Source organism: Variovorax sp. J22P240 (assembly GCF_030316855.1).
Lineage (GTDB): Bacteria > Pseudomonadota > Gammaproteobacteria > Burkholderiales > Burkholderiaceae_C > Variovorax.
This window is the reverse complement of sequence record NZ_JASZYR010000005.1, coordinates 40,327-58,199: the sequence shown is the minus strand read 5'-3', so window position 1 is coordinate 58,199 and position 17,873 is coordinate 40,327. Positions and strand designations below refer to the sequence as shown.

The following is a 17,873-nucleotide window of genomic DNA, read 5'->3' as shown; positions in this document are numbered from 1 at the left end:
GGGCCATTTTGCTCCGCCCGGGAGCAGGCTGGGGATCAGCGTCCGGCCAGCCAATCGACGACGCGCTCGGGCATGCCTCGGACGTGCCCTGGCGGCGAGCCGAGCGGAAAACCGACGTGGCCGCCGTGCGCGGGCTGCCATAGCGTGACGTGGCTTCCGACCTCGCCCTTGCGCGGCAGGCTGCTCGCGGGGACGAAGGGATCGTTGGCGGCGTTCACCACGAGCGCGGGAACGCGGATCGTATGCAGAAGCGGCTTGGCCGAGCCCCGCGTCCAGTAGTCGTCCGTGTCGCGAAAGCCGTGCAGAGGTGCCGTGAAGACGTTGTCGAAGTCGTACAGATTCCGGGCCGCCAGGAGCTTGTCGCGGTCGAAAAGCCCAGGATGCTGCGCCAGCTTCGCCAGTGCCTTGGGCTTCATGGTCGACAGGAACATGCGTGTGTAGACCAGCCGATTGAAGCCCCGCCCGATGGCCTCGCCTCCCGCGGCGAGATCGAGCGGTGCCGAGATGGAAGCGACGGCGCTGACCAGCTTCGAGGCCTCGCCGCCCGCCTCTTCCGCCCAGCGCATCAGCGCATTGCCGCCGAGCGAGACGCCGGCCGCCAGCATCGACCCGCCGCCGTTCTGTTCCTGCCGAGCGCGCAGCCGAGCGAGGATCCAGCCGACTTCCTCGAAATCGCCCGAGTGATAGGCACGCGGCCCCAGATTGAGCTCGCCGCTGCAGCCACGGAAATGCGGCACCGCGTAGTCCCAGCCCCGCTCCATCGCAAAGGCGGCGAAGGCCTCGGCGTAGTGGCTGCGGGACGAGCCTTCGAGGCCGTGGAACAGCACCAACAGCGGCCTCGCCAGCGGCCGCGGCGCAGCGGCTTCGAGAAAATCGACGTCGATGAAATCGCCGTCCGGCGTGGTCCAGCGCTCGCGGCGGTAGTCGGGCAAAGGCGCCTCGACACGCCGCGCATAGAGCGCGGGCCAGATGGTCTGCAGGTTGCCGCCCGGCAACCAACGGGGCGCGACGTATTGCATCAGTGGATGGTCTGGGGTGCGTCGCCCGTGTCCCCGGGATCCTGGGCGCTGCCCGGACTGGCGTGATGGGCGACCATCCGCCATCCTTGCGGGGTCTTGTGATAGACGTTGGTGGCCAGCACGAAGGCATGGCGCGGCCCTTCGGCGGTGATGACCTCGATGCGCTCCAGCACGTTGTGCACCGCGCTCGCGAGCGATTCGACCTTGCGCACGCGGGCCGGCGTCGCATGGATGGCGCCATTGCCGAACATGTGCTCGAACGCCCCACGGATCGCGTCGGCGCCCACGAGGCGCGGGCCGCCGGGGTGAACGCAGAAGATTTCCTCCTCGTCGGCCCAGCAGTCCATCAGCGAATCGACGTCGCCGCGCTGCAAGGCCTCGTAGAAGGCCGTTTCGATGTCGTCGGCGGTGCCGCCGACGGTGGCGGCACGGAGTTTGGTCTTGGTGGACATGGATGGTGCTGTCGGATGCGTCGATTTTGCCTCGGGCGGAGAAGGACGACGTGTCGCGGCGTAGCGCGGTTTCGCATCATGGAGCGGGCAATGCCGGCGTCACCCAGCCTTCCACGACGGCGCGCAGTTCGCCCTGCGCCGCCCGCCAGACCAATTCGGGCGCGGCGACGTGCACGCCCGGCGGCGCGATGCGCAACGCCACGTCGACCAGTTCGGCCACCTTCGACGCACGCACCGGCTGCTCGCTCGCCGGCACCATGAACCGGCCGATGGACAGCATCCATGCGGCGAGCCGCTCGGCGGGATTGGCAAGGCGCTCCGGTGCCGGCTTCTGCGCCGAGCGCACGAGGATCACACGATCGATGCCGAGTGCCACGACCGCCTGTTCGTCGAGGCTGGCGAGGCCGCGCTTCAGCGCTTCCGGCAGCCGTCCTTGTGCATGCGGCTGCACGACGGCCAGGGTCTGCACGCCGCACTCGCGCAGCCAGGCGGCGAGCGCCGGCAGCTGCGCGGGCTCCGGCGTCCACAGCGCGCGTTCGCGGTCGTAATAGAGACGCGGCGGCTCGAACAAGATCAACGCGGTATCGGCCTTCAGGACCGGCCATTGCGCGATCGGAGTGCTCGGCGTGACCACGGTTTCGACGCCCGGCAGCCCGTCGCGAATGGGCTCGCGCGCCAGCACGCGGGTGTGGTCGAAGCGATGCCTGCCGGCAAGGCGCCGCACCAGTTCATGGCCGAGCGCGCCGGTGGCGCCGGCGATCAGCAAGGTGCCCGCCGAATCGCCGGCCGCAAGGCTTGGCGCTGGCCTGCGATTCGCGGCCTGCAGGACTTGAAGAGGGTCGACCGCCATCCATCTATGCTACCTTCGCGAACTTCGCAACCTGGGAGCGCCATCATGGTGAAACGCTGGCTACTGATCATCCTCGCAGCGCTGACGCTGGCGGGCTGCGGCTACAACGATTTCCAACGTCTCGACGAGGCGAGCAAGTCGGCCTGGAGCGAAGTGCTCAATCAATACCAGCGCCGCGCGGACCTGGTGCCGAACATCGTCGCCACGGTCAAGGGCGAAGCCAATTTCGAGCAGGAAACGCTCACCAGGGTCATCGAGGCGCGCGCCAAGGCCACCTCGATCCAGGTGACGCCCGAGACGCTCAACAACCCCGAGGCCTTCAACAAGTTCCAGCAGGCGCAAGGTGAACTATCGGGCGCGCTGTCGCGCCTGATGGTCGTGGCCGAGCAGTACCCCAACCTCAAGGCCAACCAGGCCTTCCGCGATCTGCGCGTGACGCTGGAAGGCACCGAGAACCGCATCACCGTGGCACGCAACCGCTACATCAAGACCGTCCAGGAATACAACGTGCTCGCGCGCAGCTTCCCGACCAATCTGACGGCCAAGGTGTTCAGCTACGACCCCAAGCCCAACTTCACGGTGCAGAACGAAGCCCAGATCTCGACGCCGCCGACGGTCGATTTCAACGCGCCCAAGAAGTAGGCGCAGCAGCGACCCGCCATGACGGCTGTCCGCTTCCGGCACGCGCTGACGGCCTTTCTGCTGCTGGCGTGCGCGCTCTTCGGTGCGCACGCGCAGGATCTGCTGCCGGTGCCCGCGCTCAACGCGCGCGTCATCGACCAGACGGGCACGCTGAGCGCAGCGCAGCGCGCGGCGCTCGAAGCCAAGCTGCAGGCTTTCGAGCAGCAGAAGGGTTCGCAGATCGTGATGCTGATGGTCGCGACCACGCAGCCCGAGGACATCGCGAGCTACGCCAACCGGGTCGGCAACGAATGGAAGATCGGCCGCAAGCAGGTCGGCGACGGCATCCTCGTGGTGGTCGCCAAGAACGACCGCAAGATGCGCATCGAGGTCGCGAAGTCGCTGGAGGGCGCGGTGCCCGACCTCGCGGCCGCGCACATCATCGATGACGCGATGAAGCCGCGCTTCCGGCAGAACGACTTCGCCGGCGGGCTCGACGCCGCGGCCGACCAGCTCATTGCAAGGGTCAAGGGCGAGGCGCTGCCCGAGGTGGATGCGCGCGGCGGTGACTTCAGCGACGGCCGCGGCGGCAGCGAGGGATTCAACTGGCAGGACCTCGCGGTGTTCTTCTTCATCGCCGTGCTGGTGGGCGGGCCGATCGCGCGCCGCATCCTCGGGAAGATCCCGGGCTCGCTCGCGATGGGCGGGCTTACCGGGGTCGTCGTGATGGTGCTGACGTCCAGCATCGTGATCGCGGTGCTGGCCGGCCTGGGCGCCCTGCTCTTCACCCTGCTGTCGATGGCCTTCGGCGCTGGCGCCGGGCGGCGCGGCGGCGGCTTGGGTGGGGGTGCACTGGGCGGCGCACTGGGCGGCGGACTGGGCGGCTGGGGCGCAGGACGCGGCGGCGGTGGAGGCTGGGGCGGCGGTTCCTCGGGCGGAGGATTCAGTTCCGGTGGCGGCGGTGACTTTGGTGGCGGTGGCGCCTCGGGAGACTGGTGACCATGGCATCGATGCTTTCCCGTCTCGCGCGGCTCTGGCGCCATCGTTGGGTCGACGAAGCCGAGGTGCGCCGCGCCTTGCCGCCCGATCTGCTCGAACGCCTGGAGCGCCGCGTCGGCGCGAGCGAGCGGCGGCACAGCGGCGAGATCCGCATCTGCGTCGAGGCCGGACTGCCGACGTCCTACCTGTGGCGCGACGCACGGCCGCGCGAACGCGCGATCACGCTGTTCGGCAAGCTACGCGTGTGGGACACCGAGGACAACAACGGCGTGCTGATCTACCTGCTGCTCGCCGAGCACGCGATCGAAATCGTGGCGGACCGCGGCATCGACGCGCGCGTGAGCGATGACCAGTGGGCCGCGATGGCGCAACGCATGGGCGCGGCTTTCCGCGACGGGCGCTTCGAGGACGGCCTCACCCAGGCACTCGAAGAAGTCTCGGCGCTGCTGGTCGAGCACTTTCCGCTCGCCGAAGGCCAGGCCGACAGCAACGAACTGCCTGACGAGCCCGTGGTGCTCTGAGGCGGAGAGACTTCAGAGATCCTGCGAATCGAGCAGCCTGCGGTTCACCGAGTGCGCCGCGTCCAGTTCGGACTGCAAGGCGCGCGTAACCTGCGAGACCGTGCGCAGCCGACGATTGCTTTCGCGCAGCCGCTCGGCGAGCCCCTTGGACAAGCCCAGCATCAGGCGCGCCGCCGCGGCAGGGTGTTCCGCGATCAGCGTCATGAGAGCGGCGCGCGAGAGCACGCCCATCTTGACGTCGGTGATCGCCGTGCAGCTCGCCGAGCGCGGGCCACCGTCGATGACGCCCATCTCGCCGATCAGGCTGCCCGGACCGATGACGGAGATCACCACGTCCTCGCCCGGCATGCCGGTGCTCGTCTCCGCGCGGACCTGGCCCTCCAGCACGAGGACCATGTAGTCGTTGCCGACCGCATCCCCTTCTTGAAACAGGAGTGTGTCGGCCAGCACGTGCACGGGCCGCATGGCATCGACCACGACGCGCGCCTCTTCGAACGCCATGTCGGCCATCGGCGCGATTTCCGTCAACAGGTAAACGGCGTGCTCGCGCAGATCCACGCCGGGGTTCACTTCGCCAGGGTTGTCCATGGGGCCATTTTGCACATCGATTTCACACCTTCCATACGGCATCACCGCCGACCGCATAGAAACGGCGATCCGGTGCGGCATCGACCCGCCAGCCACCGGTGAACTCGCCGAAGGCAGGCAGTATCAGCTGATCGCCCTCCTGCACGAAGCACGGCAGTCGCACGCTGTCGCGACCGCGTCCGTGCAACTTCAAGGTCGGATGGACATGGCCCGCCAGCACGAAGCGCGCGGGCTGTTGCTGAGGGTGATGGCAGGCGGCGAACGGCCCGACGGGATGCGGCTCGTCCACGACGCCGATTCGCAGCGAGGCGGGTGGGTCGCCGGCGCGGCTGTCGTGATTGCCCCGCACCAGCGTACAGGCCAGCGCCGGATGCCGGTCACGCCATGCCTCGACCGCGGCCAGCAACTGCGATGTGCGAGCCTGGGCGGCGTGCAGGAAGTCCCCGAGGAACACGATCTCGCCCGGCGCATGGCGATCGATCAGCCGATCGAGGCGCGCCAGATTCGCTTGCGTGGTGCCGCTGGGCACCGGCTGGCCGAGCGCACGGTAGGTGGCCGCCTTGCCCAGGTGGAGATCGGCGATGAACAGCACACGTTCGGCCGGCCACCACAGGGCCGGGTCGGGCAGGAGTTCGATCTGTTGGCCCGCCAGTTCGACGCGGCAGGCTTTCGGGGTGGAGATCACGCTTCGAGTTTCCCAGATGCCGGGATGCCCAGCCGGCTCACAGCGGAGGAAGCGGCCGGGAGGCCTTGCGCTTTCTGTGCGAAGCCGCGTCCCCGGGCGCGTTCGCGTCCGACGTCTGCTCCTGGCCGAAGCGCAGCGTCTCCCTGACCTGTTCCGCATCGCCGACTTGCATCGCACCGCCCGCGGCCGTCTCCAGTTGCTGCACCATGCGCGCGATGCGGTCCGCCACGCTTTCGTTGGAGAGCTTTTCTCGGAATCGCTCCACCATCAACGGAAAGGCAAAGGGCGTGGGACGTGTCGGCGATTGCACGACCAGCCGCTGCGTCGCCATGCGCAAGAGGCTGGCACGGAGGCGGCCGATTTCCAGTTCCTGCGCGAGCAGTTCCTCCTCGGCCTGCTGCAGCAGGCGATTCGCCGGGTCGTACTTGCGAAACACCTCGTAGAACAGCGAGGACGACGCCTGAAGCTGCTTGTTGCTCCGTCTTTCACCCGGAAAGCTCTGGAAGATGAGGCCGGACACCCGGGCTATCTCGCGGAAGCGCCGCCGTGCGAGCTCGCTCGCGTTCAGCGACGCGAGCACCTCGTGCAGCAGCGCCGTGCGCTCGTCATGCTGCGCGATGGCCTCCAGCGCCTGGGCGTCATGTCCGGCCACGAGCACCTGCGGCAGCAGGGTCGGCCAGTCGACTTCCGTCGCGCTCAGCAGTTCGAAGCCGTAATCGTTCACCGCGATCGAGAAGGTGCGCGGCTCGTGCTGCGCAACGCGCCACGCAATGAGGTTCGCGAGGCCCAGGTGCACGGGTCGCCCGGCGAACGGGTAGAGGAACAGGTGCCATCCCTCCCGCGTCCTCAGCACTTCTGCGAGCAGTGTCTGCGGCGTCGGGAGCGCGGACCAGCGCTGCTGGATGTCGAGCAAGGGGCGCACGCACCGGAGTTCGGCCGTGTCGTAGCGGCCTTCGCCGGCGAGCGCGAGCTGCTGCACCACGGCATCGGCCAGCGTGCTCGACAGCGGCATGCGCCCACCATTCCAGCGCGGCACGGCGGGCCGCTTTCCGCTCGCGCGCCGGACCCAGGCCGTCATGTCGTGGATGCGGACCAGTTCCAGCAGGCGTCCGCCGAACAGAAAGCAGTCGCCGGGCTTCAGCCGCGCGACGAAGCCCTCCTCCACGCTGCCGATCTTGCCGCCGCTGACGAACTGCACCGACATGCTCGCATCGCTCACGATGGTTCCGATGTTCGACCGATGGCGACGCGCGAGCCGTGCATCGGGCACACGCCAGACGCCCGCCGCATCAGGCACGGCGCGTCGGTAGTCCGGATAGGCCGAGAGCGATGGACCGCCTTGCGACACGAAATCCAGGCACCACTGCCAGCTCTCGCGCGACAAGTTGGCATAGGCGACGGTCTCAAGCACCTCGTCGTACAGCGCATCGGGCAGGAAACCGCCGCCCAGCGCGATCGTCACCATGTGCTGGACCAGCACATCCAGCGGCTGCTCTGGCGAAGTCCTGGCCTCGATGTGGCCGGCCGCGATCGCGGCGCGTGCAGCCGCGCCTTCCACGATTTCGATGCTGTGGGTCGGCACCAGCGTGATCCGCGACGGCCGCCCCGGCGCATGGCCCGAGCGCCCCGCGCGCTGCAGCAGTCGCGCCACGCCCTTGGGCGAACCGATCTGCAGCACGCGCTCGACCGGCAGGAAGTCCACGCCCAGGTCCAGGCTCGACGTGCAGACCACCGCACGCAGTTCGCCGTTCTTCAGGCCAAGCTCGACCCATTCGCGGACGGCACGATCGAGCGAGCCGTGATGCAGCGCGATCTGCCCGGCCCAGTCCGGCCGCGCTTCGAGCATCGCCTGATACCAGATCTCCGATTGGGAGCGCGTGTTTGTGAAGACCAGCGTGGTGGTGCTGGCCGCGATCTCGTCGATGACCTGCTGCAGCATCGTGAGACCCAGGTGCCCGCCCCACGGAAATCGCTCGGCGCGGCCGGGCAGCAGCGAATCGATGACCAGCGTCTTGGGCACTTCGCCCTGCACCAGCACGCCCGGCTCGCTGCCCAGCAGCGTGCGCATCGCCTCATCCAGATTGCCCAGAGTGGCCGACATGCCCCACACGCGAAGCCCTGCGTTCCAGCGCCTCAGTCGAGCCAACGCAAGCTGCACCTGCACGCCGCGCTTGCTGCCGAGCAGTTCATGCCATTCATCGACGACCACCATGCGCAGAGTACCGAGCACTTCCTTCGCGTCGGCGCGCGAGAGCAGCAGCGACAAGCTCTCCGGCGTGGTCACCAGCACGGTGGGAAGCCGCTGGTTCTGTGCGCTGCGTTCGGCCGCGCTGGTATCGCCGCTTCGTGCACCGGCGCTCCAGGCGTGCGCCTCTGCACCGAAGCCGTCCAGGGCCTGCTGCAAGGCGCGCAAGGTGTCGGCCGCCAGCGCGCGCATCGGCGTCAGCCAGAGCACGGTGAGCGGCGGCGCGTGGCGAGCGCCGGTGCGCCGCTCCTTCGCCTCGCCCGCAAACGCGAGCAGCGCACCGAGCCAGACCGCGTAGGTCTTGCCGGCACCCGTGGTCGCGTGCAACAAACCCGAATGACCGTCCGCGATGGCCTTCCACACTTGACGCTGAAACTTGAAGGGTTTCCAGCCGCGCGCGGCGAACCACTCGTCCAGTGCGCGCTTCGTGATCTTCATGAGGGAAGCAGCGCGGCGAGCGTTTGCAGGGTATCGGCTTCTTCCACAGGCTTGTCCTCCCGCCAGCGCAGCATGCGCGGAAAGCGCACCGCGATGCCGCTCTTGTGCCGGGTGCTTCGCGCGATGCCTTCGAAGCCCAGTTCGAACACCAGCGTCGGACGCACGCTGCGGACCGGGCCGAAGCTCTCCACGGTGGTCTTGCGGATCACCGCATCCACGCGCGCCATCTCGGCATCGGTCAACCCCGAGTAGGCCTTCGCGAAGGGAACGAGCTTGCGATCCCCGGCTTCGGACGGCCCGTCCCACACGGCGAAGGTGTAGTCGCTGTAGAGGCTCGCGCGACGGCCGTGGCCGCGCTGGGCATAGACCAGCACGGCGTCGACGGAGAGCGGGTCGATCTTCCACTTCCACCACACGCCCACGTCCTTCGTGCGGCCGACGCCGTAGAGCGCATGGCGTTGCTTGAGCATCATCCCCTCGACGCCCATCGAGCGAGCGGCTTCGCGCTGGCGTGCGAAATCGTCCCAGCTTGCTCCGTGCAGCATCGGGCTGGCAAGGAGCGACGGGTGCTGCGCGTCGGCGAGTAGATCGTCGAGCTGCACCCGGCGCTCCTGCTGCGGCAGCGCGCGCAGGTCGCGCCCCTGCCATTCGAGCAGGTCATAGGCCAGCAGCACGACGGGGATCTCGCGCAGCAGCTTCGGGCCCAGCGTCTTGCGCCCGATGCGCTTCTGCAGTTCGGCAAAGGGCTGCACCCGATCGTCGCGCCACACCACGATCTCGCCGTCGAGCACCGTGCCTTCGGGCAGCGCCTCGCCCATCACCGCCAGTTCGGGGAAGCGATCGGTCACAAGCTCCTCGCCGCGCGACCACAGCCACACTTGCCCGGCGCGCTTGACCAGTTGCGCACGAATGCCGTCCCACTTCCATTCGATGATCCATTGCGACGGCGGGCCGATCGTGGTCTGGAATGCTTCGACAGGCAGGTTGAACGGATGCGCAAGGAAGAAGGGATAGGGCTGTCCGCTCGTCTGCTGATCGAGTTCGCCCGTGCTTTCCGGCGCGATCAATGCGGCGTAGTCGGCAGCCGTCGGCTGGCCGCTGATGTGCGTGTAGCCCATGAGCCGCTGCGCGACACGCTTGGGATCGAGCCCGCCGACGGCCGCCAAGGCTTGAGTGACCTGCAGCCGCGAGACGCCGACGCGAAAGCCGCCGGTGATGAGCTTGAAGTACACCAGCCGCTCTTCCGCGGCCAGTCGCTTCCATTGCGAACGCAGGGCGTCCGCCAGTGCATCGGGCGGGGTCTTTCGCAAGGGCAGGAGATGTTGCTCGATCCAGGCCGCAAGCCCGAGGTCGTGCGTTTCGTCGGGCGGGGGCAGCAAGAGCGAGATGGTCTCGGCCAGGTCGCCGACGGCCTCGTAGCTTTCGTCGAAGAGCCACTCGGGCAAGCCTGCGGCCTCTTGCGCCAGCAGCCGCAGCAACTTGGAGGGAACGAGTTGCCGCGGCTTTCCGCCGGAGAGAAAGTACACGGCCCAAGCGGCATCCTCTGGCGCGGCGCTCTGCAAATAGCGCTGCAGGGCCGCCTGCTTCGCCAGGCTTGAAGTGGTCGCGTCCAGCTCACGGTAGAGCGCGGCGAACTGCTTCATGGCGTTGCCGTGGTGGCTGCGGCCTCTGCGCCACTCTCTGCGTCCTCATCTCCGTACTCGGTCCGGAAGGCTTGCGCATCCAGGCCGTTCTCGCTCAGCCATCGCACCATCACGGCCACGCTGCCGTGCGTGACGAACACGCGTTCCGCGCCGGTCCCGGCGATGGCCTGCTGCAGACCGGGCCAGTCGGCGTGGTCCGACATCACGAAGCCGCGGTCCACACCTCGGCGCCGCCGCGTGCCGCGCAGCTGCATCCAGCCGCTCGCGAAGGCATCCGAGTAGTTGCCGAAGCGGCGCATCCATGGCGTGCCTTGCGCCGACGGCGGCGCGAGCACCAGCGCACGCTGGAGCAGCGCCGCATCGACACCCGGGTCGCTCACGCGCAAAGTGGGAGGCAAGGCGACTCCGGCTGCGCGATAGACGGCGTTCAGCGGCTCGACCGCGCCGTGCACCACGATCGGTCCGATGCTCGCGTCCACGCCGTGCAGGATCCGCTGCGCCTTGCCGAACGCATAGCAGAGCAGCACCGACGCCCTGCCCTGCTGCGCGTTGGAGCGCCACCAGTCATTGATCTCGGCGAACAGCACCTGCTGTGTCGGCCAGCGGTAGATCGGCAGGCCGAAGGTCGACTCGGTGATGAAGGTGTCACAAGGCACCGGCTCGAAGGGCACGCAGGTGCTGTCGGGCTCGGTCTTGTAGTCGCCCGACGCGACCCATACCCGCCCGCCATGCTCGAGCCGCACCTGTGCCGATCCAAGCACGTGGCCTGCCGGATGAAGCGACAGCCGCACGCCGTGGTGGACGATGCTCTCGCCATACGCCAGCGTCTGCAGCGCGATCTCGCCGAGCCGGGTGCGCAGCGTGCCTGCGCTGTCGGTGTGCGCGAGATAGCGGCCGTGGCCCACGCGTGCATGGTCCGAGTGCGCGTGCGTGATGACGGCGCGATCGACCGGGCGCCACGGGTCGATATAGAAATCGCCCGGCGGGCAGTAGAGGCCCTCGGGGCGAGCGACGACGAGGTCGCTTGAAGCAGAGGCATCGGTCGATGGATGGATCATGGCGCGGCCGCCATCGTAGGTCGTGCCGCCCGATCCTGTGTCGCGACCCTGGCTCGACGCGTTGTCGGTAGTGGCCTACGCCTTGGCGGTACCGCTCAGCTCACCACGCCGTCCACTTGGCCTCGCTCTGTGCAGAAGCCACGGTGCGTTCGATGAAGCGCACCCCGCGTGCGCCATCTTCCAAGTGGGGATAGTCCACGGCCAGCGGATCGGCCGGCACGCCCGAGAGCCTGGCGCGAATATCCGCCGCGACGCCGCCATAGACATTCGCGAAAGCCTCGATGAAGCCTTCCGGATGCCCGGCCGGCAACCGGCTCGCGCGTTGTGCCGCCTCGCACAGCCAGGGCGCCCCCCGCGTGAAGATGCGCTTCGGCCCATCGTGCGGCAGGTGCACCAACTCGCTCGGCCGCTCCTGCCGCCACTCGAGCGTGCCCAGCGAGCCCGAGACGCGAAGCCGCAAGTCGTTCTCCAGCCCCGTGTTGATCTGCGATGCAATCAGCACGCCGCGCGCGCCGCCCCGAAAGCGCAGCAGCACGTTGCCATCGTCATCGAGTGCACGCCCGGCCACCATCGAACTCAGGTCCGCGCAGAGGCTTTCGATCTCCAGCCCCGTGACCGTGGCTACCAGGTTCTCCGCGTGCGAACCGATGTCGCCGATGGCACCTGCCGCGCCGCTGCGCGCCGGGTCACTGCGCCAGGCCGCCTGCTTGTTGCCTTCCCCTTCGAGCCGCGTCGCAAGCCAGCCCTGGTTGTATTCGACGACCACCTTGCGGATCTCGCCCAACTCGCCAGTGCGCACCATCTCCCGCGCCTGCCGGACCATGGGGTAGCCGGTGTAGTTGTACGTGACGCCAAACACCGTGCCCTTGCGCGCCACCGCGTCCACCAGCGCATCGGCCTGATCGCTGGTATGCACGAGCGGCTTGTCGCACACCACGTGAAAGCCCGCCTCCACAAAGGCATGCGCCACCGGAAAGTGCACATGGTTCGGCGTGACGATCGAAACGAAGTCGACCCGCTCATCGAGCGGCCGCTTCACTTCGTCGTCGAGCAAGGATTGCCAATCACCGTGATTGCGGTCGTCCGCCAGGAACAGGTCGCGCCCCGACGCCTTGGCCTTCTCCGGACTCGAAGACAGCGCGCCCGCAACGAGATCGACCTGTCCGTCAAGCGCGATCGCCTTGCGATGCACCGCGCCGATGAAAGCGTCACGCCCCCCGCCAACCATGGCGTAGCGCAGCCTGCGTTGAAAAGTATCGTGAGTCATGGGTATTCATGCGCCGCGAAGCGCGCGCCGTTGGTGAAACACCGCGGAACCGGCTTTGCCGGTCCGCTGGTGTTGCCCCCGGTCAGGGGGTAGGCGAAGCGACACGAAGTGCGCGCAGCCTGGGGGCGAGCTCAGAACGGACTATCGGGGTGATAGAAGCTCTTCGCGTTGTCCTTCGTGATCAGCACCGAAGGAATGATCGTCGTCGCCGGCAGCTTCTCGCCCTTCAGGCGCGCCTCTGCCGTGAGCTTGATCGCGTCGTAGATGAACTTCGGCGAATAGCTCACGTCGGCGTCGATGCGCTTGTCCTTGCCGTCCATGATGGTCTTGACCATGCCCTTGGCGCCGGCGCCGCCGAAGATCACCTTGATGTCGTCGCGCTTGGCCTGCTCAACCGCCTTCAGCACGCCGACGGCCATGTCGTCGTCAGCGGCCCAGATGGCGTCGATGTTCTTGAAGCGCGTCAGGTAATCCTGCGTGACCTTGAAGGCGTCGTCGCGGTTCCAGTTGGCGTACTTGGCGTCGAGCAGCTTGATGTCGGGGTAATTCTTGAGCACGCTGTTGAAGGCGTCCATGCGTTCGTTGTCGAGCGTGGTGGCAATGCCGCGCAGCGCAACCACGTTGCCTTTGCCGTTGAGCTTCTTCGCGATGTACTCGGCCGGGATCTTGCCGAAGGCGGTGTTGTCGCCCGCGACGTACGCGTCCTGCGCGCTGGTGTCGGTCAGGCCGCGGTCGACCACGGTGACGTAGGTGCCCTTGGCCTTGACCTGGGCCACCGGCTTGGTCAGCGCGGCCGACTCGAAGGGGAAGATCACCAGCGCGTTGATCTTCGTCACCGTCGACAAGTCCTGCAGCTGGTTGGCCTGCTCGGGCGCGTTGGCTGCCGTCTTGATGGTGATCTTCAGGTCCTTGTGCTCCTTCTCCAGGTCTTTCTTTGCCTGGTTGGCCCAGTAGTTGATGCCGCCCATGAAACTGTGCGTCGCCGCCGGGATCGACACGCCGAGATTCACCGGCTCGGCCGCGAGGGACGGAAAGGCCGCGAAGCTCGCGGCGGCGACGGCGCTCAGCGCCAGGCGTCGGGTGATGGAAGTCATGCTGCTTGTCTCCTTGTGGTGAATGAAATGGAACGGACGGAAATCCACGCGCATCAGCGTCGCCCGCGCTGCAGGAAGGCGACGACGATGATCACGATGCCCTGCACCGCCGCGTTGAGGTACACGCTGATGATGCTGGTGAGGTTCAGGATGTTGCTGATGACCGAAAGCAGGATCGCGCCGATCACGGTGCCGGTGATGCTGCCCGCGCCGCCCTTGAGCGCGGTGCCGCCGACGATCACCGCGGCGATCGCCTCCAGCTCCCACAGGAGCCCGGTCGTCGGCGATGCCGAGCCGAGCCGCGGCACGTAGAGCAGGGTCGCGATGCCGACGCAGACGCCGAGCAGCACGTAGGTGAGGATCTTCACGCCGTCCACGCCGACGGCGGCGTAGCGCGCCACCTGCTCGTTCGAGCCGATCGCCTGCACATAGCGGCCGTAAGCAGTGCGGTTGAGGATCACGCCGCCGATCACCGCGACGATGAAGAAGATCCACACCGGCACCGGAATGCCCAGCAGGCTCGCGTAGTAGACGGGCGCGTAGAGGTCCGAGAGTTCGTTGTCGAGCGTGAGCGCGCCGCCATCGGCAAAGTAGGTCAGGTACGCGCGGAAGATGCCGAGCGTGCCCAGCGTCACGATGAAGGGCTCGATACGCCCCTTGGTGATCAGCAGGCCGTGCGCAAGGCCGAAAGTCGCTCCCAGCACCACGGCGAGCACCGCGCCGAGCATCACCGCCAACAGCGGCGAGCCAAGCGCCGGGCCCATGGCATTGATAAACATGATCACGCAGCCGGCGATCAGTGCGGCCATCGAGCCCACCGACAGGTCGATGCCGCCGGAGATGATCACGAAGCACATGCCGACCGCGATGATGCCGATGAAGGCCGTGCGAGTGAGCACGTTCATCGCGTTGTCGAGCGTGGCGAAATCGCCGTTGAGCAGCGTGCCGGCGATGCACAGCAGCACCAGGCCGATGACGGGGCCGAAGCCGTGCAGGCGGTGAAGCCAGTGCGCTTTGGCGTCGCCGCGATGGGCCGCAGCGGCCTCAGGCGTGGCTGGGGGCGGTTCCGGTGGCATGAGCGATGAGCTCCTCTTCGGTGAGATGGTCGGCGTCCAGCGTCGTGACGAGCCGGCCGGCCCGCATCACCGCGACGCGGTGGCACAGACCGATCAACTCCATCAGTTCGGACGAGACGACGATCACGGCCAACCCCTGGCGGGCCAGGCGCTGGATCAGGAAATAGATGTCGCGCTTGGCACCGACGTCGACGCCGCGCGTCGGCTCGTCGAGCACGACGACCTTGGGTTGTGGCTGCAGTACCTTCGCGAGCGCCAGCTTCTGCTGGTTGCCGCCAGAGAGCGACGAGGCGCGCGCATCGAGATCGCCGGTGCGAATGCCGTAGTCCTTCACGGCGTCGGCCAGCGCGGCGCGTTCGGCGTCGGGCTGCAGCCACGGCTTGGCGTAGCGTTCGAGCGCCATGAGCGTGAGGTTCTGGCGCAGGCCCAGGTGCACGTGCAGGCCCTTGCCCTTGCGGTCTTCGCTGAGGTAGGTCAGGCCGTGCAGGGCAGCCTGGCGAGGGTTGCGCAGGCTCACCGCGCGGCCCTGGATCTCTACCGTGCCGCTGGCGGGGCGCAGGCCCAGCAGGCCTTCGAACAGCTCCGTGCGACCAGCACCCACCAGACCTGCGAAGCCGAGGATCTCGCCGGGGCGCACTTCGAAGCTCGCGTTGTCGGCCCAGCCAGGCACCGTGAAGTTGCGCACCTGCATCGCGGGCGCGGAGTCCGTGACCACCGCATCACGGGGCGGATACAGGTCGGCCAACTCACGGCCGACCATCAGATTCGCCATCTGGTGGCGTGTGACGTCCGACGTCAGCGCCCGGGTCACGAAGCGGCCGTCGCGCATCACGATCACTTCGTCCGTCACGCGCTCCACTTCGTCGAGCTTGTGCGAGATGTAGACGATGGTCACGCCGTCCGCGCGGAGTTGCGCGATCAGCCTGAAGAGGCGTTCGGTTTCGCCGGGCGTGAGCGTGGCGGTGGGCTCGTCCATGATCAGCAGCCGCGCGTGGCGCGAGACGGCCTTGGCGATCTCGACCAACTGCTTTTCGGCGACGATCAGTCGGCGCACTTTCGTCGTCGGATCGATGTTCAGCCCGACCTGCGCGAGCGCGGCGGCGGCGTCGCGCTCCATCGCCACGTCGTCGAGCAGCCAGCCCCTCTTCTTTTCGTGGCCGAGGAAGATGTTCTGCGCGACGCTCAGATCCTCCGCAAGGTTGAACTCCTGGTGGATCAGCACGATGCCCAGCGCCTCCGCATCACGCGAACTGGCGAACTCGTGCAGCTCGCCGTTGACTCGCAAGCTGCCGCCCGTCAGCGATTCGTAGCCCGCGAGGATCTTCATCAGCGTCGACTTGCCCGCGCCGTTCTCGCCGAGCAAGCCGTAAATGCGGCCGGGTTCGAGCGAGAAGCTCACGCCGTGCAGCACCTCGACGGGGCCGAAGGACTTCACCACCTTCTCGAATTCGACAGAGACGGCCGCCTTGGGGCTCAGCACTTGGGGGTTCGATGGGCTCATGGCGCCACTCCCCGGGCCTTGAGCGTCTCTTGCATGGCCAGCACGCCCGCGCCGATGAGACCGCCCTGCGCGCCCAGCGGCGTGTACTGGATCTCCAGGTGCCGCGTCGACAGGGCGAGCGAGCGCTGATACACGCTCTGCCGCACGGCCGCGAGAAACAGCGGGCCGATGCGCGTGATGCCGCCGCCGATGAACACGTGCGACGGATTGAAGAAGTTGACGATCGACGCGAGCATCTGGCCGATCAGGCTGCCGGCGCGCTGCACGATGGCGTTGGCCGCCGCATCGCCGGCACGACTGGCCTGGCCGACATCCACTGCTTCGATGCGGCCTTGCGTGCGCAGGCATTCGGCCAGCGCCGCGCTCTCGCCGGCTTCGGCTGCCTGAACCGCCATGCGGGTGATCGCCGGACCCGCCGCCATCGCCTCGACGCATCCGAGATTGCCGCAGTGGCAGCGCGGGCCTTCCTGGTCGACGCAGATGTGGCCGACGTCGCCGGCAGAACCGGCGGCGCCGCGATACACCTCGCCATGGCACACGATGCCACAGCCGATGCCGGTGCCCACCTTGATCACGAGGAAGTTGGAGAGCGAACGCTTCAGCCGCCACAGTTCGCCCAGCGCCATCAGGTTGACGTCGTTATCGACGAACACTGGCGCTGCGTAGTCTTCGCGTAGATAGTCGCGGATCGAGAAGCTGTCCCAGGCCGGCATCAGCGGCGGGTTGACCAGTTGCCCGATTTCGAAGTTCACGGGGCCCGGCACACCGATGCCGATGCCGATGACCTGCCTGGCGTCGAAGCCCGCCCGCGCCAGAAGCTCGCGGACCAGCACGCGTACGCGGGCCAGCACGACACCCGGGCCTTCGCGCACGTCGGTAGGTTCCGCGTGGTGCGCCAGCACCGCCAGGTCGGGGGCAAGAACGGCCACATCGAGGCTCGTGGCGCCGATGTCGACACCCACCAGCGCGCCAAGGCCGCCATGCAGTTGCAGGTTTTCGGGGCGCCGGCCGCCCGACGACCGCTGCAGTCCCGCTTCCGCGAGCAGCCCCTGCTCGACGAGGCCGGCGATCAGCGAGTTGGCCTTGCTCTTGGAGAAACCCAGTTGTTCGGCCATGCCATGGCGCGACCCGCCGGCTGACCAGAAGGTGGTCTCCAGCAGTTGCATCTCGTCCGCGGTCAGTCGGCTCCAAGGGGCCAAGCGTTGTCTCCGTCGTGTTCTTCTTCGCCTCCGCCGGTGTGACAGGTCGGAGCGCAGGCGAATACTAGGGTCGGAGCTTCAGCCGAACAAGACTTAACTTCGGACAAATTCGAGCCGAAGTGACGCTAAAGCGACGCGCAAATGGAAAAAGCCGCCCGAAGGCGGCTTTTTTGTTCGAAGCGAGCGGTGCCGCTTACTTCTTCTGGCGGTACTTGCGCAGTGCGGCCAGCTGGGCAGCCATCACGGCCAGTTCCGACTGAGCCATCGCGATGTCGATGTCCGTCTTGGCGTTCTTCAGCGCTTCCTCGGCGGCGGCCTTGGCCACGTTGGCTTTCTCGTCGTCGAGGTCCTTGCCGCGGATCGCGGTGTCGGACAGCACGGTCACCGTGTTGGGTTGCACTTCCAGGATGCCGCCGGCCACGAAGACGAATTCCTCGCCGCCGTCGGCCGTTTCAATGCGCACCGCGCCGGGGCGGATGCGCGTGATCAGCGGCGTGTGGCGCGGGTAGATGCCGAGCTCGCCAGCTTCGCCGGGGAGCGCGACGAACTTGGCCTCGCCCGAGAAGATGGACTCCTCGGCGCTGACCACGTCCACGTGAATGGTGCCTGCCATGGTG

Annotated in this window: 17 protein-coding genes; 3 read left to right on the top strand and 14 right to left on the bottom strand. The window is 67.6% G+C overall.

Annotated elements, in window-relative coordinates:
* Positions 1–35: 35 nt before the first annotated feature.
* From QTI24_RS15090 to QTI24_RS15080, 3 genes are all read right to left on the bottom strand, one after another.
* Entirely contained in the window at positions 36–1,019 is a 984-nt protein-coding gene (locus QTI24_RS15090; protein WP_286601487.1) for a YheT family hydrolase, read from the bottom strand.
* Positions 1,019–1,471 carry a YybH family protein gene (locus QTI24_RS15085; protein WP_286601486.1) on the bottom strand — a complete coding sequence of 151 codons (453 nt, stop codon included), beginning with the start codon at positions 1,469–1,471 and terminating at the stop codon, positions 1,019–1,021. Before QTI24_RS15085 ends, QTI24_RS15090 begins: the two co-directional genes overlap by 1 nt.
* Positions 1,472–1,547: 76 nt before the next feature.
* Positions 1,548–2,321 carry a hypothetical protein gene (locus tag QTI24_RS15080; protein ID WP_286601485.1) on the bottom strand — a complete coding sequence of 258 codons (774 nt, stop codon included), beginning with the start codon at positions 2,319–2,321 and terminating at the stop codon, positions 1,548–1,550.
* A 45-nt stretch (positions 2,322–2,366) separates the two neighbouring features.
* Here QTI24_RS15080 and QTI24_RS15075 point away from each other — a divergent pair, with 45 nt between their 5' ends.
* From QTI24_RS15075 to QTI24_RS15065, 3 genes are read left to right on the top strand one after another with little or no spacing between them, the layout of a single operon-like run.
* The gene (locus tag QTI24_RS15075) at positions 2,367–2,963 is read left to right on the top strand and encodes a LemA family protein (RefSeq protein ID WP_286601483.1); all 597 of its coding nucleotides are present in this window, start codon (positions 2,367–2,369) and stop codon (positions 2,961–2,963) included.
* A gap of 18 nt (positions 2,964–2,981) precedes the next feature.
* Complete coding sequence (locus tag QTI24_RS15070; RefSeq protein WP_286601482.1) at positions 2,982–3,941, top strand: TPM domain-containing protein; 960 nt, start codon at positions 2,982–2,984, stop codon at positions 3,939–3,941.
* A 2-nt stretch (positions 3,942–3,943) separates the two neighbouring features.
* Positions 3,944–4,462, top strand: coding sequence for a TPM domain-containing protein (locus QTI24_RS15065; protein WP_503011263.1), 519 nt, complete (start codon positions 3,944–3,946; stop codon positions 4,460–4,462).
* A 12-nt stretch (positions 4,463–4,474) separates the two neighbouring features.
* Here QTI24_RS15065 and QTI24_RS15060 read toward each other — a convergent pair whose 3' ends face one another.
* The 11 genes from QTI24_RS15060 to QTI24_RS15010 form a co-directional block, all read right to left on the bottom strand.
* A complete protein-coding gene (locus QTI24_RS15060) occupies positions 4,475–5,050 on the bottom strand; it encodes a Crp/Fnr family transcriptional regulator (protein WP_286601481.1) in 576 nt (191 codons plus the stop codon).
* Positions 5,051–5,072: 22 nt separating this feature from the next.
* Entirely contained in the window at positions 5,073–5,735 is a 663-nt protein-coding gene (gene pdeM, locus QTI24_RS15055; protein ID WP_286601479.1) for a ligase-associated DNA damage response endonuclease PdeM, read from the bottom strand.
* A gap of 37 nt (positions 5,736–5,772) precedes the next feature.
* Positions 5,773–8,418 carry a ligase-associated DNA damage response DEXH box helicase gene (locus QTI24_RS15050; RefSeq protein WP_286601478.1) on the bottom strand — a complete coding sequence of 882 codons (2,646 nt, stop codon included), beginning with the start codon at positions 8,416–8,418 and terminating at the stop codon, positions 5,773–5,775.
* Positions 8,415–10,061 (bottom strand): ATP-dependent DNA ligase, encoded by a 1,647-nt coding sequence (locus QTI24_RS15045; RefSeq protein WP_286601477.1) that lies wholly within the window; start codon positions 10,059–10,061, stop codon positions 8,415–8,417. The genes QTI24_RS15050 and QTI24_RS15045 overlap by 4 nt, the downstream gene beginning before the upstream one ends.
* The gene (locus tag QTI24_RS15040; protein ID WP_286601476.1) at positions 10,058–11,119 is read right to left on the bottom strand and encodes a ligase-associated DNA damage response exonuclease; all 1,062 of its coding nucleotides are present in this window, start codon (positions 11,117–11,119) and stop codon (positions 10,058–10,060) included. The genes QTI24_RS15045 and QTI24_RS15040 overlap by 4 nt, the downstream gene beginning before the upstream one ends.
* A 100-nt stretch (positions 11,120–11,219) precedes the next feature.
* On the bottom strand, positions 11,220–12,386 hold the full coding sequence (locus QTI24_RS15035) for a Gfo/Idh/MocA family protein (protein WP_286601475.1): 1,167 nt from the start codon (positions 12,384–12,386) through the stop codon (positions 11,220–11,222).
* Between the two features lie 131 nt (positions 12,387–12,517).
* Complete coding sequence (locus QTI24_RS15030) at positions 12,518–13,480, bottom strand: substrate-binding domain-containing protein (protein ID WP_286601474.1); 963 nt, start codon at positions 13,478–13,480, stop codon at positions 12,518–12,520.
* Positions 13,481–13,533: 53 nt separating this feature from the next.
* Positions 13,534–14,556 (bottom strand): ABC transporter permease, encoded by a 1,023-nt coding sequence (locus QTI24_RS15025; protein WP_286601473.1) that lies wholly within the window; start codon positions 14,554–14,556, stop codon positions 13,534–13,536.
* Positions 14,525–16,057, bottom strand: a complete 1,533-nt coding sequence (locus QTI24_RS15020; protein WP_286601472.1) for a sugar ABC transporter ATP-binding protein — start codon at positions 16,055–16,057, stop codon at positions 14,525–14,527. The genes QTI24_RS15025 and QTI24_RS15020 overlap by 32 nt, the downstream gene beginning before the upstream one ends.
* Entirely contained in the window at positions 16,054–17,223 is a 1,170-nt protein-coding gene (locus QTI24_RS15015; RefSeq protein ID WP_286601924.1) for an ROK family protein, read from the bottom strand. The genes QTI24_RS15020 and QTI24_RS15015 overlap by 4 nt, the downstream gene beginning before the upstream one ends.
* A gap of 226 nt (positions 17,224–17,449) precedes the next feature.
* Positions 17,450–17,869 carry a F0F1 ATP synthase subunit epsilon gene (locus QTI24_RS15010; protein WP_286569566.1) on the bottom strand — a complete coding sequence of 140 codons (420 nt, stop codon included), beginning with the start codon at positions 17,867–17,869 and terminating at the stop codon, positions 17,450–17,452.
* Positions 17,870–17,873: the final 4 nt, after the last annotated feature.